Source organism: Variovorax sp. GW821-FHT09B05, from assembly GCF_059418265.1.
Map to the genome: position 1 here is coordinate 433443 of NZ_JBWKPN010000006.1, position 15252 is coordinate 448694.

A 15252-nucleotide genomic window follows, 5' to 3' on the forward strand; every position below is an offset into this window, starting at 1 on the left:
GATGCGCGAAACGTCGCTCGGGTTCAGGGCATCACTTCGAGCGTGGCCGCGTAGCTCAGGCGGCGCTCCTTGGCGTTCGGTACGGTGGTCTTGTTGTCGCGTGTGGACACGTCGAGCCAGTACATGCCGGCGCTCGGCCAGGTCACGCTGAACTGTCCCTTGTCGTCGGTCTTGACCTTGAGCTCCTCGAGCTTGTCGCGGTACTGCGTGTTGCCCGCGGTCACCGTCACTTCGAGGTCCTTGGCGGGCTGGCCGTCGAGCTGCAGCGTGAAGCTGGCCTTCTCGCCCTTCACGAGGTCGGTCGGGCTGCCGCTGGCGATCAGCTCCAGGCCCTGGCCGATCGGCTTCAGCGCCGAGGGCTTGCCGACGGTGACGAAGGTCTCGATGCGGCCCGCCGACTGGGTGATGGTCACGTCCTGCGCGTCGGCCGGGATTTCCTTGGCGATGGTCTCGGGCGTGCCGCGCGCGCGCTTGTTCTGGCCGGTGGCCTTGTCCTTCCAGCTCGCGAAGGCGCCGCCATTGATCACGGCGATGCGGTAGGTGCCGGGCTGCGCGACCGGCACGTCGAACACGTTGCGCTGCTTGAGCTTGGCTTCGCTCTCGGGCTTGATGGCGCTGCCGTCGGGCGCGGTGATCTGCAGGCCCTCGAGGCGCAGCGGCGCATGGTTGGCGACGAACAGGTCGTTCGACACCGCGGCATCGACGCTGACCGTATCGGCCTTCGAGAACACGGTGCCCGAGGGCAGCAGCCAGGCGTTGTGCGCGTGGGACAGCGGGGCGATGGCGACGAAGGCGGCGGCAATGGCGGCGGCGCGCAGGCGGAGGGTGTTCATGGCGATTCCTTGAAGGTGGGCGGCGAAGGTGCGGGGCGGTGCGGCGGTCAGGGCTTGAGCTCGAGCTTGATCTCGCCCAGTTCTTCCTTGCCCGAAGCGCTCGGCTGCGAGGCGCTGGTCGGCGGCCATTGGAACGGGATGCTCACGACCTCGCGGCCGCCGACTTCGCGCGCAGCTTCCACCACCAGCTTGTAGCTGCCCGGCGCCAGTTGCGGCATCGGCGCGCTGCCGTCGCTGAAGTTCAGCTGGTGCTTGCCCGCGGGCTTGGTCGCGCCGGTCACGCCGTCGATCGGCACCGACAGGTCGCGGCCGCCGCGGCGCCACCACTGGCGCATGTCCTTGAGCCACTTGGTGCCTTCGCCCTCGGGGTTGTTGGTCTTGGTGCGCACGTCGTACCAGACCGCCAGCGTGCCGGCCACGGTGTTGTCGGCGCGCTCGATCCAGGTCGCGATGTAGGGGCGGTGGTACTCCGACACGTTGAGGCGCGGCACCTCGATGTTGACGCCGAGGCTGGCCGAGAAGGCCGGGGCGGCGAAGAGCGCCGACATGGCGAGCGGTGCGAGCGAGTAGCGGATGTGCACGAGAGGAACCTCTTTCACGAAACGGACGAAACCAAAGTCAGTGGATGAAAAGCAGCGCGAGCAGCACCGGCACCACCAGCCCCATGCCCACCATCGGCCAGGTGAAGGGGCGGTTGCCCGCATGCATCTTGAGGATGAACAGGCCGGTGATCGAGAAGACCAGTGCGGCGCCCGCAAAGATGTCGATGAACCAGCTCCAGGCGGTGCCGGTGTTGCGGCCCTTGTGCAGGTCATTGAAGTAGGAGAGCCAGCCGCGGTCGGTGCGCTCGTACTCGGCCTCGCCATCGGCCAGGCTCAGGCGCAGCCAGGCGTCGCCACCGGGGCGGGGCAGCGACAGGTAGATCTCGTCGTCCGACCATTCGGCCTCGCGGCCGGCGGTGTCGATGTCCCAGCGCTGGCGCACCCAGGACTGGAGTTCGGCGGGCAGCGCAGCCTTGCCCTTGATCGCCTTGTTGGACTTGACCTCGGCCATGGCCGCTTCGAGGAGGGTGCGCAACGCCTCGTCGATCGTCGCGTGCAGCCGCGTGACCTGCGGCTTGCCCTCGATCTGGCCCGCGTGATTGAGCGTGAAGCCGGTGACGCTGAACAGCACCATGCCGATCAGGCAGATGGCGGAGCTGACCCAGTGCCATTCGTGCAGGGTCTTGAGCCAGTAGGCGCGGCGGCGGTTGTCGGTCGGGGCGGCATTCATTGGCGGCCGGCATTTTAGGCTCGCAAATGAGAATTGATTTCGTTTGGCAATCGGGCCCGACCCTTGCCGAGGCGGTCGATCCCTCGGGATCGAAGGTAAATCCTTTGTCTTATGCTATCGATTCAATAGCATGTGAAGTTTGGTAAAGCGAAACGCCGGGCCAAAAAAAGCGGGACCGAAGTCCCGCAGTTGTTCATGGCGTGCCGTGTGGCTTGCGAGGGCGAGGCTTACTCGAGTTCGCCCATCTGCGACTGCAGGTAGTTCTGCAGGCCGACGCGGTCGATCAGGTCGATCTGGGTTTCGAGGAAGTCGATGTGCTCCTCGGTGTCGTCGAGGATTTCCTGCAGCAGGTCGCGCGAGACGTAGTCGCGCACCGATTCGCAATGCGCGATGCCGTCCTTGATCGTGGCCTGCGCGCCGGTCTCGGCGCCGAGGTCGCAGCGCAGCAGTTCGGGCACGTCTTCGCCGATGTTCAGCTTGCCCAGGTCCTGCAGGTTCGGCAGGCCGTCGAGCATGAAGATGCGGTCCATCAGCTTGTCGGCATGCTTCATCTCGCCGATCGATTCTTCGTATTCCTTCTTGGCCAGCTTGTCGAGGCCCCAATGCTTGAGCATGCGGTAGTGAAGGAAATACTGGTTGATCGCAGTCAGCTCGTTCTTGAGCTGCGCCTGCAGATGCTCGATGACCTTGGGATCGCCCTTCATGGTGTTTTTCCTTGTTATGAAAGCAGTAAAGGCCGCGATTGTCGGAGCGCGAAGGAGGGTGGCGCAAGCAAAGCCATGCATTCGCGCTCTGCATGCGTTTGATGCTGATACACGTTCGTATCCGGAGGGGGATTCATGCCGCCTGGCATGCGGTCCGCCCATCGCAAGACATAGGGGGCTGCAATGCAATCAATAGCTATGAACTATTGAAAGATGCCATTTGGTAGCTATACTCATGGTTCGCTTTTTTCATCACCACCAAGGAAACCAGCAATGTCCCTGATCAACACCCAAGTCCTGCCCTTCAAGACCCAGGCCTATCTCAACGGCAAGTTCATCGATGTGTCCGACGAGACGCTCAAGGGCAAGTGGTCCGTGCTGATCTTCATGCCGGCGGCTTTCACCTTCAACTGCCCGACCGAAGTCGAAGACGCGGCCGACAACTACCCCGAATTCCAGAAGCTGGGTGCCGAGGTCTACATCGTGACCACCGACACGCACTTCTCGCACAAGGTCTGGCACGACACGTCGCCGGCCGTCGGCAAGGCCAAGTTCCCGCTGGTGGGCGACCCGACCCACACGCTGACCAACAATTTCGGCGTGCACATCCCCGAAGAAGGCCTGGCACTGCGCGGCACCTTCGTGATCAACCCCGAAGGCATCATCAAGACCGCCGAAGTGCACTCCAACGAGATCGCCCGCGACGTCAAGGAAACCCTGCGCAAGCTCAAGGCAGCGGTCTATACCGCCGCCCACCCGAACGAAGTCTGCCCGGCCAAGTGGAATGAAGGCGACAAGACCATCGCCCCGTCGTTCGACCTCGTCGGCAAGATCTAAGGCGCTCCGCGCGAAAGCCCGGGCGCTCACGAGGCCCCCGGGCTTTCTTGTCCCCAGTTGATAGTTTTCAGTTATCGAAAGAGAGTTCCTCATGCTCGACGCCAGCACCAAAGCCCAATTGAAGAGTTACCTCGACCGCGCCACGCAGCCGATCGAGATCGTCGCCTCGCTCGACGACAGCAAGGCCTCGGACGAAGTGCTGTCGCTGCTGAAGGACGTGGCCGAAGCCTCGCCGCTGGTCCGCCTGAGCGAAAGCCGCGACGACAACCACCGCAAGCCCTCGTTCTCGGTCAACCGCCCGAGCGAAAACCACGGCCCGCGCTTCGCCGGCCTGCCGATGGGCCATGAATTCACCTCGCTGATCCTCGCTCTGCTGCAGATCGGCGGCTACCCGCCGAAGGTCGAGCAGGCCGTGCTCGACCAGATCAAGGCGCTCGATGGCGATTTCGAGTTCGAGATCTACGTCTCGCTGACCTGCCACAACTGCCCCGACGTGGTCCAGGCGCTGAACCTGATGGCGGTGCAGAACCCGCGCATTCGTACCACGATGATCGAGGGCGGCACCTTCCAGGAAGAAGTGAAGGAACGCCAGGTGATGGCCGTGCCCACCGTGTTCCTCAACGGCACCGAGTTCGGCCAGGGCCGCATGAGCCTCGAAGAGATCCTCGCGAAGATCGACAACAGCGGCGTCGAGCGCGAAGCCCAGAAGATTGCCGCCAAGGACCCGTTCGACGTGTTGATCGTCGGCGGCGGCCCCGCGGGCGCCGCGGCGGCCGTGTACGCGGCGCGCAAGGGCATCCGCACCGGCGTGGCCTCCGAGCGTTTCGGCGGCCAGGTGCTCGACACCATGGGCATCGAGAACTTCATCTCGATCAAGGAGACCGAGGGACCGAAGTTCGCCCATGCGCTCGAGGAGCACGTGCGCGACTACGAGGTCGACATCATGAACCTGCAGCGCGCCAAGGCGCTGATTCCGGGCGAGGGCCTGATCGAGGTGCAGCTCGAGAGCGGCGCGTCGCTCAAGAGCAAGTCCGTGATCATCTCGACCGGCGCGCGCTGGCGCAACATCAACGTGCCCGGCGAGCACGAGTTCAAGAACAAGGGCGTGGCCTACTGCCCGCACTGCGACGGCCCGCTGTTCAAGGGCAAGCGCGTGGCGGTGATCGGCGGCGGCAACTCGGGCGTCGAGGCGGCGATCGACCTGGCCGGCATCGTGGGCCATGTCACGCTGATCGAGTTCGACACGCAGCTGCGCGCCGATGCCGTGCTGCAGCGCAAGCTGCACAGCCTGAAGAACGTCGACGTGTTCACCAACGCGCAGACCACCAAGATCACCGGCGACCAGAAGGTCAACGGCCTGGTCTACAAGGACCGCGCGACCGGCGAAGCCAAGCGCGTCGACCTCGAGGGCGTGTTCATCCAGATCGGCCTGGTGCCCAACACCGATTGGCTCAAGGGCACGATCGAACTGTCGAAGCACGGCGAGATCGTGGTGGATGCCAAGGGCCAGACCTCGGTGCCCGGCGTGTTCGCCGCGGGCGACGCGACCACGGTGCCGTTCAAGCAGATCATCATCGCGGCCGGCGACGGCGCGAAGGCGGCACTCGGTGCATTCGATCACCTGATCCGCACTTCAGCCCCAGCTTGAGTGGGTACATCGGCGGTCAGATGAGAATTATTCTCATAAAATAGTTTTCAGAGGCTCGCACGCCGCGCATCGCGGCGAGAACACCAAGAAAAGGGAACCGAGCCTCCCGCCGCCAGCCAGGTCAGCCGTGCAGCTTCCGCTGCGCCGAGGTCCAGCAAGCCGTTGTCCATTCCAACGCTTGCCGGACCTTTTTCGTGGCCGCCACCTCTACCCGTTCCTCGCGCTTCGAGCGCCCGTTCTCCTCTTCTTCCTCTTCCCGACCCGTGCGCGCACGCCGCGCGCTGCTGCCCTGGCTGATCGCCAGCGGCTTCGGCGCCGCGGCGCCGGCCTGGGCCCAGCAGCCGCCCCCGCAGCAGGTCGCCGCGCTCGGCGAGATCGTGGTCAGCGGCTCGCGTTCCGAACAGGAGAAGGACGCGCTGCCGGTCAGCGTCGAAGTGCTCAACCGCGAGACGATCGAATCGAAGCAGATCAACGACATCCGCGACGCGGTGCGCGACCTGCCGAACGTCTCGGTCAAGCGCTCGCCGGCGCGCTTCGGGCTCGCGCAGGGCAACACCGGCCGCGACAACAACGCCGGCTTCAACATCCGCGGCCTCGACGGCAACCGCGTGCTGCTGCTGACCGACGGCATCCGCACGCCGCGCAGCTACGTCTTCAGCGCCAACGCCTTCGGCCGCGACTACTTCGACATCGGCCTGATCGAGCGCATCGAGATCCTCAAGGGCCCGGCCTCCGCGCTCTATGGCTCCGACGGCCTCGCGGGCCTGGTCAACTTCATCACGCGCGATCCGTCCTCGTTCCTGCGCGACGGCAAGAGCTTCGGCGGCAGCGCCAGCCTGGGCTACAGCGGCGACGACAACGGACGGCGCGCCGGCGTCACGCTCGCGGGCAAGCCCAACGAGACCTTGCAGTGGCTGCTCTCGGCCAACCTCGGCCGCTCGCACGAACTCGAGAACCGCGGCAGCTACAACGCGCCCAACGCCGACCGCACCACGCCCAACCCGCAGCGCGACCGCAGCGGGGCGCTGCTGGCCAAGGTCATCCTCACGCCCGATGCCGACCAGCGCCACGGCTTCACCTTCGAGCACATCGAGAAGACCAGCCGCTACGACCTGCTGTCGGGCCTCGCGAAGCCACCCTATGCCTCGACCTCGGTGGTCGGCCTCAACGCCCGCACCGACCTGCAGCGCGACCGCTTCACCTACGACGGCCGGCTGCGCCTCAATTCGGTGATGGCCGACAGCCTGCAGGCCACGGTGAGCTACCAGAAGTCGAAGTCGCGCGAGTACATCTTCGAGGACCGCTTCAGCGCCGCCGACCGTTCGCGCGACGTCACCTACGACGAGAGCACCTGGCAGTTCGGCCTGCAGGCCGACAAGCTCGTGCGCACGGGGGACTGGGCCCAGAAGATCACCTACGGCTTCGATTACGCGCGCACCAACGTCGAGAACCTGCAGACCGGCCTGGTGCCGCCTGCGGGCGAGAGCTACCCGCTCAAGCGCTTCCCCGACACGCGCGAGACCTCCTCGGCCTTCTACGTGCAGGACGAGTTCATCCACGACCGCTGGAGCATCACGCCCGGCATCCGCTTCGACCGCTTCTCGCTCGATGCCAAGCAGGCCGGCTTCAGCGCGCAGGCGGTCTCGCTCTCGGGCTCGGCGGTCTCGCCCAAGCTCGGCGTGCTGTTCCGCGCCACGCCGCAATGGAGCGTCTACGGCAACTACGCCTCGGGCTTCAAGGCGCCCAACGCGTTCCAGGTCAACAACTTCTTCGAGAACACGATCTCGGGCTACCGCACGATCCCGAACCCCAACCTCAAGCCCGAGAAGAGCCAGAACGTCGAGCTCGGCGTGCGCGGGCGCACCGGCCTGCTGAACTTCGACGTCGCCGCCTTCAGCGGCAACTACAAGGACCTGATCGAGAACGACCGCCAGGTCGGCGGCGTGTTCGGCTCGCGCGTCAACCCGGCCACCTTCCAGTCGGTCAACATCGGCCGCGCGCGCATCAGCGGCTTCGAGGTCAAGGGCGAGCTCGACTTCACCGACAACGGCAACGGTTTCTCGGTGCCCTTCGCCTGGGGCCAGACGCGCGGGCGCGACCGCAGCAACAACCGGCCGCTGAACTCCATCGATCCGCGCAAGATCAACCTCGGCCTGGCCTACAAGGCGCCGGCCTGGTCGGTGCGGCTCGACGCGGTGCACCATGCGGCCAAGAAGCGCTCCGACGTGGATTCCGCCGAGATCACCACCGGCGGCGTGCAGTTCCTCACGCCCTCGGCGACCACGCTGGACCTGAGCGCGCAGTGGCGCATCAATCGCGACCTGCGCCTCAACGCCTCGATCACGAACCTCACGAACAAGCGCTACTGGATGTGGAGCGACGTGCGCGGCCTGACCTCCACCGCGCTGATCCGCGACGCCTACACGCAGCCGGGACGCAGCTTCAACGTCTCGCTCGTGGCCGACTTCTGAGCCACCGAATTCAACCCAGGAAGGACCACCAACGATGAATGCCGACGACATCCGCCACCGTTTCGCCGAGCTGCGTGCCAAGGGCATGCGCCACAAGGACGCCGCCGCGGCCATGGGGCTGGCCGAGGGCGCCGCGATCGCGGCCCATGCGGGCGCGCACGACAAGGCCCTGCGCGCCACGCCGCTGCGCGGGCCGTGGCTGGCGCTGCTGCAGTCGCTCGAGGCCTGCGGGCCGCTGCTGGCGCTCACGCGCAACGAGACCACGGTGCACGAGAAGACCGGCATCTACGAGAAGCTCTCGGGCGGCGAAGCCATGGGGCTCGCGCTCGGCGAGGCGATCGACCTGCGACTGTTCTTCAGCCGCTGGCACGCGGGCTTCGCGGTGGACGAGGCGGCCGCCAATCCCGGCGTGCCGTCCTCGCTGAGCCTGCAGTTCTTCGACGCGCACGGCCTGGCGGTGCACAAGATCTTCGTGCGCGAGGCCACCGACCGTGGCGCGCTGCAGGCGGTGATCGATGCGCATGCGGCGCCGGAGCTTGAGGTGGCGTTCAAGCCGGCCGAGCCCAAGCCCGCGCCGCGCGCCGACGCCGTCATCGACGCCGCCGCGCTGGCCGAGGCCTGGCGCGGCATGCAGGACACGCACGAGTTCTTCGGCCTGCTCAAGAAGTTCGATGCCGAGCGCCAGCAGAGCTTCCGGCTCACCGAGGGCGAGTTCACGCGGCGCGCCGCGCTGCATGCGGTGGGCGACCTGCTGCAGGAAGCGGCCTTCAGCGGCACGCCGATCATGGTCTTCGTCGGCAGCCCCGGCTGCATCCAGATCCACACCGGGCCGGTGGTGCGCGTCGAGCCGATGGAGATGCCGGCGCGTGGCGACGCCGCGCCGATGCGCTGGCTCAACGTGCTCGACCCGGGCTTCAACCTGCACCTGCGCGAGGACCGCATCGCGAGCGTGTGGATCGTCGAGAAGCCCACCAGCGACGGCCACGTGACCTCGGTCGAGGCCTTCGACGGCGAGGGCGAGCTGATGGCGATGTTCTTCGGCGCGCGCAAGCCCGGCGTGCCCGAGCGCGAGGACTGGCGCAAGCTGGTGCGCGGGCTCGCGCGGTTGCCCGCGGCGACACCGGCCGCCTGATCGCGCGGACGTTTTTCTCCTTGCCCCACGTTTTTTCTCCATGACCGAAGAACGCATCTCCCCCTTCCTCGTCCGCCGCCGCGACGCACTGCGCCTCGCCGCCGCGGCCTCGCTCGGCGCCGCCGCGCTGCCCCTGTTCGCCCAGTCGCCCGAGGCGAAGAAACTGCCGCGGCTCATCACCGTGAGCGGCGCCATCACCGAGGTGGTGTACCTGCTCGGCGCCGAGGGCCAGCTCGTCGGCACCGACACCACCAGCCTCTATCCGGCCGCGGCGCGCGGCACGCCCAAGGTCGGCTACATGCGGCAGCTCTCGGCCGAGGGGCTGCTGTCGCTCAAGCCCGATGCCGTGATCGCCACCAACGAGTCGGGCCCGCCGGTGGTGCTCGACCAGGTGCGCTCGGCCGGCGTCAAGGTCGAGATCGTGCAGGCCGACCACAGCTGGGGCGAGGTGCAGCGCAAGATCCAGGTGGTGGGACGCGCCGCGGCCCGCGAGGCGCAGGCGCGCGCGCTGCAGGTGAAGCTCGATGCCGAATGGGCGCAGGTGCAGCAGCGCGTGGCGGCCGCCCAGGGGCGCAAGCCGCGCGTGCTGTTCGTGCTCTCGCACAGCGCGAGCCCGCAGGTGTCGGGCGAGAAGACCGCGGCGCACGCGGTGATCGGCTATGCGGGCGGCGTCAATGCGCTCGGCGGCTTCGAGGGCTACCGGCCGATGACGGCCGAGGCCATGGCCACGGCCGCGCCCGACATCGTCATGACCAGCGACCAGAGCATCGAGGCCCATGGCGGCATCGAGCGCTTCTGGCAGCGGCCCGAACTGGCGCTCACGCCCGCGTTCAGGAAGCGCTCGCTGGTCACGCTCGACGCCTTGCTGCTGCTGGGCTTCGGCCCGCGCATGCCGGCGGCGATCGCCGAGCTGCATCCGAAGTTCTTGGCCGCGGTGGCATGAGCCAGCGCTTCCCGCCGCGGGCCGTGCTGGCCGGCTGCGCGCTGCTCCTCGCCTTCGCGCTGGCGCTCGGCGCGGTGTCGGGCGCCTACGCGATCAGCCTGCCGCAACTGTGGAACGTGCTGGCCTCGCTGGGGCAGGGCGCCGGGGCCGAGAAGTCGCCCGAATACCTGGTGTTCGTCAACATCCGCCTGCCGCGCCTGGTGCTCGGCGTGGCGGCCGGCGCGGGCCTTGGCATGGCGGGCACGCTGATGCAGGGCCTGTTCCGCAACCCGCTGGCCGATCCCGGCCTGGTGGGCATCAGCAGCGGCGCCGCGCTGGCGGCCGGCGTGACCATCGTGCTGGGCGCCTGGTTCATGCCGGTGCTGCCGCGCACGCTCGGCAGCTGGACGCTGGTGGTGATGGCCTTCGGCGGCGGCCTCTCGGTCACCCTGCTGATCTACGCGCTGTCGCGCAGCGAGGGCGGCACGCGCATGGCGCTGATGCTGCTCGCGGGCATCGCGGTCAATGCGCTGGCGGGCGCGGGCCTCGGCTTTCTCAGCGTGATGGCCACCGACGAGCAACTGCGCAGCCTGCAGTTCTGGCTGCTCGGCAGCCTGGGTGGCGCGCGCTGGAGCGCGGTGATCCTGGTCGGCGTGGCGGTGCTGCTGTCCTGCGTGGCGGCCGCCTCGCTGGCCGCGCCGCTCAACGCGATCGCGCTCGGCGAATCGCAGGCGGCGCTGCTGGGCGTGGACGTGGAGCGCATCAAGCGGCGCGCCATCGTCGTCACGGCGGTGGCGGTGGGCGCCGTGACGGCCACCACCGGGATCATCGGCTTCATCGGCCTGATCGCGCCGCACTGGGTGCGCATGGTGGCCGGACCCGACCACCGGGTGGTGCTGCCGGCCTCGGCGCTGCTGGGCGCGGCGCTGGTGCTGGTGGCCGACACGGTGGCGCGCACCGCGATGGCGCCGGCCGAGCTGCCGCTGGGCGTGCTCACGGCCTTCATCGGCGTGCCGATGTTCCTGCTGATGCTGCGGCACTTCCGGGGGCGCATATGAAGGCGCCGGACCTGAACCCGGGGCTGCGTTGCGAGGATGCCGAGGTAAGCATCGGCGCCAAGGCGCTGCTCTCGCGGGCCTCGGTGCGACTGGCGCCCGGCCGCGTGACGGCGATCCTCGGCCCCAATGGCGCGGGCAAGTCGACCCTGCTGTCGGTGCTGTCGGGACAGCGCGAGCCGACGGCGGGCCGGGTGCTGCTCGACGACCGGCCGCTGCGCGCCCACGGCATGCCGGCGCTCGCGCTGCGGCGCGCGCTGATGCCGCAGGAAAGCGCGGTGGCCTTCGACTTCAGCGCGCGCGACGTGGTCGCGCTGGGCCGCTATCCGCACCGGCTGGCGCCCGCGCCCGACGAGGACTCGATCGTCGCCGCGGCGATGGCGCTGACCGACGTGTCGGCGCTCGCGCCGCGCATCCTCAACACGCTGTCGGGCGGCGAGAAGGCGCGCGTGCACATGGCGCGGGTGCTGGCGCAGCTGTGGCATCCGCGCGCCGACGGGGCCGCGCGCTGGCTGCTGCTCGACGAGCCGACGGCCGCGCTCGACCTGGCCCACCAGCACGCCGCGATGCGGCTGCTGCGCGGCTGGGCCGGGCAGGGCGTCGGCGTGGTGGTGGTGCTGCACGACCTGAATCTGGCACGGCGCTATGCCGACGAGGTGGTGGTGCTGGGCGTGCCCGATACCCCAGGCGGGTTGTGCCAGGGGCCGACCGGCGAAGTGCTGGCGCCCGCGCTGATCGAAGCGGTCTGGCGCATGCCGTGCCAGAGCGTGGTCGGCGCGGACGGGAAGGTGCAGTACCTGTTCGGCTAGGACCGCGGACGGGCGGTCAGCCGGTCAGTAGGTCAGCCGCTCCGGCCGCAGCTCCTGCAGGATCGTGGTCGCGATCTCCTCGATCGACTTGGTGGTGGTCGAGAGCCAGCGGATGCCGGCGCGCCGCATCATGGCCTCGGCCTCGCTGACCTCGTGGCGGCAGTTCTCGATGCTGGCGTAGCGCGAATTCGGCCGGCGCTCGTTGCGGATCTCGCTGAGCCGCTCGGGCTGGATGGTCAGGCCGAAGATCTTCTTGCGGTGCGGCATGAGCGCCGGCGGCAGCTGGCGGCGGTCGAAGTCTTCCGGAATCAGCGGGTAGTTGGCCGCCTTCAGGCCATGCTGCATCGCCAGGTAGAGCGAGGTGGGCGTCTTGCCGCTGCGGCTCACGCCCACCAGGATGACGTCGGCGCCCTGCAGGTCGCGGTTGCTCTGGCCGTCGTCGTGCTGCAGGCTGAAGTCGATCGCGGCGATGCGGTCGTTGTATTCCTTGCTCTTGCTGACGTCGCTGAAGCGGCCGATGCGGTGGTTGGACTTCATCGCCAGCTCGATCTCGAGCGGGCGCACGAAGGTGCCGAACATGTCCAGCAGCATGCCCTTGCAGCCGGTTTCGATCACTTCCAGCACGTCCATGTTGGCCAGCGTGGTGAAGACGATCGGGCGCACGCCCTCGAGCTCGGCCGTGTGGTTGATCTGCCGCACCGCCTGGTGGGCCTTGTCGACCGTGTCGGTGAAGGGCAGCCGCACGTGGCGCGGTTTCATCTCGAACTGGGCGAGCACGGCGTTGCCGAAAGTCTCGGCCGTGATGCCCGTGCCGTCGGAAACGAAGAAGACAGTTCGTGTGTGCATGGTCTGGCGGTGTTGTCCTGCGACGCGCGCGGCCCCGGCGCGCCTACAATCCGCCCCATTATCGGGATTCCGCCCCTCGGCCCCCACCGTATCTTTCCTTCCATGCCCACCGCGTCCGCACCCAAAGCAACGACAACGATCGTGCCGCGCCGTCCGCATGGAATGCAGCAGGTTTCAACTTCTGGAGCTTTCCCATGTCTGCACTTTTCGACGCGACCGCCCTGGTCGTACCGTTTGAAAACCTGAGAATGACCGACGTCGAGGCGGTTGGCGGCAAGAACGCCAGCCTCGGCGAGATGATCTCGCAGCTGCCCCAGGGCGTGCGCGTGCCCACGGGCTTCGCGACCACCGCCCATGGCTTCCGCCAGTTCCTGGCCCACGACGGCCTGGCCGACAAGATCAGCAAGCGCCTGGCCGCGCTCGACACCGAGGACGTGCGCGCGCTGGCCACCGCCGGCGCCGAGATCCGCGCCATGGTCGAGGCCCAGCCGTTCCCGGCCGACCTCGAGAAGGCCATCCGCGACGCCTTCGCCGCCCTGAGCGCCGGCAATCCGCAGGCCTCGTTCGCCGTGCGTTCCTCGGCCACCGCCGAAGACCTGCCCGACGCCTCCTTCGCCGGCCAGCAGGAAACCTTCCTGAACGTCGTCGGCATCGAGGACGTGCTGCACAAGATGAAGGAGGTGTTCGCCTCCCTCTACAACGACCGCGCCATCAGCTACCGCGTGCACAAGGGCTTCGCCCACGACGTGGTGGCGCTGTCGGCCGGCGTGCAGCGCATGGTGCGCTCCGACCTCGGCGCGGCCGGCGTGATGTTCACCATCGACACCGAGTCGGGCTTCGAGGACGTGGTGTTCATCACCTCGAGCTACGGCCTGGGCGAGACCGTGGTGCAGGGCGCCGTGAATCCCGACGAGTTCTACGTCCACAAGCCCACGCTCAACGCCGGCAAGCGCGCGGTGATCCGCCGCAACCTGGGCTCCAAGCTGATCCAGATGGAATTCGCCACGCCCGAGGAGAAGAAGGCCTCCGGCAAGCTGGTCAAGACCACCGACGTGAAGGCCGAGCAGCGCAACCGCTATTCGCTGACCGACGACGAGGTCGAGCAGCTCGCGAAGTACGCGCTGGTGATCGAGCAGCACTACGGCCGCCCGATGGACATCGAGTGGGGCAAGGACGGCACCGACGGCCAGATCTACATCCTGCAGGCGCGTCCCGAGACGGTGAAGAGCCAGCAGCAGGGCAAGGCCGAGCAGCGCTTCAAGCTGCTGGGCCGCGGCGCCGTGCTGGCCGAGGGCCGCGCGATCGGCCAGAAGATCGGCACCGGCCCGGTGCGGCTGGTCCACAGCATCAGCGAGATGGACAAGGTGCAGGCCGGCGACGTGCTGGTCACCGACATGACCGACCCGAACTGGGAGCCGGTGATGAAGCGCGCCGCGGCCATCGTCACCAACCGCGGCGGGCGCACCTGCCACGCGGCCATCATCGCGCGCGAACTGGGCATTCCGGCCGTGGTCGGCTGCGGCGACGCCACCGACCTGCTGAAGGACGGCACCCTGGTCACCGTGAGCTGCGCCGAGGGCGACACCGGCTACATCTACGACGGCCTGCTCGAGACCGAGGTCACCGAGGTGCAGCGCGGCGTGATGCCCGAGATCGACATCCAGCTGATGATGAACGTCGGCAACCCGCAGCTGGCCTTCGACTTCGCGCAACTGCCCAACCACGGCGTGGGCCTCGCGCGGCTCGAGTTCATCATCAACAACAACATCGGCGTGCACCCGAAGGCGATCCTCGACTATCCGAACGTCGACAACGACCTCAAGAAGGCCGTCGAGTCGGTGGCCCGCGGCCATGCCTCGCCGCGCGCCTTCTACGTCGACAAGGTGGCCGAGGGCATCGCCACCATCGCCGCTGCCTTCTGGCCCAAGAAGGTGATCGTGCGCCTGTCGGACTTCAAGTCGAACGAGTACCGCAAGCTGATCGGCGGCAGCCGCTACGAGCCCGAGGAAGAGAACCCGATGCTGGGCTTCCGCGGCGCGGCGCGCTACCTCAGCGAGGACTTCGGCCAGGCCTTCGCCATGGAATGCGAGGCACTCAAGCGCGTGCGCAACGACATGGGCCTGACCAACGTGCAGATCATGGTGCCCTTCGTGCGCACGCTGGGCCAGGCCGAGCGCGTGACCGGCCTGCTGGCCAAGTACGGCCTGAAGCGCGGCGACAACGATCTCAAGCTGATCATGATGTGCGAGGTGCCGAGCAACGCCATCCTGGCCGACGAGTTCCTCGAGTACTTCGACGGCTTCTCGATCGGCTCGAACGACCTGACCCAGCTCACGCTGGGCCTGGACCGCGACTCGGGCCTCGAGCTGCTGGCGGCCGACTTCGACGAGCGCGACCCGGCCGTGAAAGCCATGCTGAGCCGCGCCATCAAGGCCTGCAAGGACAAGGGCAAGTACGTCGGCATCTGCGGCCAGGGCCCGTCGGACCATCCCGACTTCGCGCTGTGGCTGGCGGATCAGGGCATCGAGTCGATCTCGCTCAATCCCGACAGTGTGATCGACACCTGGCAGCAGCTCGCCAAGCGCTGAGCCGGCGACCGACCTGCGGGAATCCCCATCGGGGGATTCCCGTGTCAGGCGGGTGCCCATCTTCGGGAATGGCGTTTCCGGTGTCAGACTCGTGAAATTCATCACGAAGCGGCGCGCACCGGCCTTCCTTCCGTG

13 protein-coding genes are annotated in these 15252 nt (G+C 67.8%); 8 read left to right on the forward strand and 5 right to left on the reverse strand.

The window, feature by feature from the left end; all coding sequences use genetic code 11:
- Positions 1–23 precede the first annotated feature (23 nt).
- From AC07RM_RS18760 to bfr, 4 genes are all read right to left on the reverse strand, one after another.
- Positions 24–833 carry a DUF4198 domain-containing protein gene (locus tag AC07RM_RS18760; protein WP_431512256.1) on the reverse strand — a complete coding sequence of 270 codons (810 nt, stop codon included), beginning with the start codon at positions 831–833 and terminating at the stop codon, positions 24–26.
- Between the two features lie 47 nt (positions 834–880).
- Positions 881–1381: a DUF2271 domain-containing protein gene (locus tag AC07RM_RS18765; protein ID WP_177239332.1), complete on the reverse strand. Its 501-nt coding sequence runs from the start codon at positions 1379–1381 to the stop codon at positions 881–883.
- Between the two features lie 70 nt (positions 1382–1451).
- Positions 1452–2105 (reverse strand): PepSY-associated TM helix domain-containing protein, encoded by a 654-nt coding sequence (locus AC07RM_RS18770; protein ID WP_495335473.1) that lies wholly within the window; start codon positions 2103–2105, stop codon positions 1452–1454.
- Between the two features lie 227 nt (positions 2106–2332).
- Complete coding sequence (gene bfr, locus AC07RM_RS18775) at positions 2333–2809, reverse strand: bacterioferritin (RefSeq protein WP_056583098.1); 477 nt, start codon at positions 2807–2809, stop codon at positions 2333–2335.
- A 273-nt stretch (positions 2810–3082) separates the two neighbouring features.
- Between bfr and ahpC the strand changes: the two genes are divergently transcribed.
- The 7 genes from ahpC to AC07RM_RS18810 all read left to right on the forward strand — a co-directional run bounded on the left by ahpC (position 3083) and on the right by AC07RM_RS18810 (position 11683).
- The gene (gene ahpC, locus AC07RM_RS18780) at positions 3083–3646 is read left to right on the forward strand and encodes an alkyl hydroperoxide reductase subunit C (RefSeq protein WP_057595992.1); all 564 of its coding nucleotides are present in this window, start codon (positions 3083–3085) and stop codon (positions 3644–3646) included.
- A 91-nt stretch (positions 3647–3737) separates the two neighbouring features.
- A complete protein-coding gene (gene ahpF / locus AC07RM_RS18785) occupies positions 3738–5294 on the forward strand; it encodes an alkyl hydroperoxide reductase subunit F (RefSeq protein ID WP_495335474.1) in 1557 nt (518 codons plus the stop codon).
- A gap of 194 nt (positions 5295–5488) precedes the next feature.
- The gene (locus AC07RM_RS18790) at positions 5489–7765 is read left to right on the forward strand and encodes a TonB-dependent hemoglobin/transferrin/lactoferrin family receptor (protein ID WP_495335475.1); all 2277 of its coding nucleotides are present in this window, start codon (positions 5489–5491) and stop codon (positions 7763–7765) included.
- 34 nt (positions 7766–7799) lie between these two features.
- Entirely contained in the window at positions 7800–8897 is a 1098-nt protein-coding gene (locus AC07RM_RS18795; protein ID WP_495335476.1) for a hemin-degrading factor, read from the forward strand.
- A gap of 40 nt (positions 8898–8937) precedes the next feature.
- Positions 8938–9840: a heme/hemin ABC transporter substrate-binding protein gene (locus tag AC07RM_RS18800; protein WP_495335477.1), complete on the forward strand. Its 903-nt coding sequence runs from the start codon at positions 8938–8940 to the stop codon at positions 9838–9840.
- Positions 9837–10877: a FecCD family ABC transporter permease gene (locus AC07RM_RS18805; protein ID WP_296778065.1), complete on the forward strand. Its 1041-nt coding sequence runs from the start codon at positions 9837–9839 to the stop codon at positions 10875–10877. Before AC07RM_RS18800 ends, AC07RM_RS18805 begins: the two co-directional genes overlap by 4 nt.
- Complete coding sequence (locus AC07RM_RS18810) at positions 10874–11683, forward strand: heme ABC transporter ATP-binding protein (RefSeq protein ID WP_495335478.1); 810 nt, start codon at positions 10874–10876, stop codon at positions 11681–11683. Before AC07RM_RS18805 ends, AC07RM_RS18810 begins: the two co-directional genes overlap by 4 nt.
- Positions 11684–11707: 24 nt before the next feature.
- Here AC07RM_RS18810 and ppsR read toward each other — a convergent pair whose 3' ends face one another.
- Positions 11708–12529 (reverse strand): posphoenolpyruvate synthetase regulatory kinase/phosphorylase PpsR, encoded by an 822-nt coding sequence (gene ppsR / locus AC07RM_RS18815; RefSeq protein ID WP_057595986.1) that lies wholly within the window; start codon positions 12527–12529, stop codon positions 11708–11710.
- A 194-nt stretch (positions 12530–12723) separates the two neighbouring features.
- On the opposite strand from ppsR, the gene ppsA reads away from it, so the two are divergent.
- A complete protein-coding gene (gene ppsA / locus AC07RM_RS18820) occupies positions 12724–15117 on the forward strand; it encodes a phosphoenolpyruvate synthase (RefSeq protein ID WP_495335479.1) in 2394 nt (797 codons plus the stop codon).
- The last annotated feature ends 135 nt before the right edge of the window (positions 15118–15252 follow it).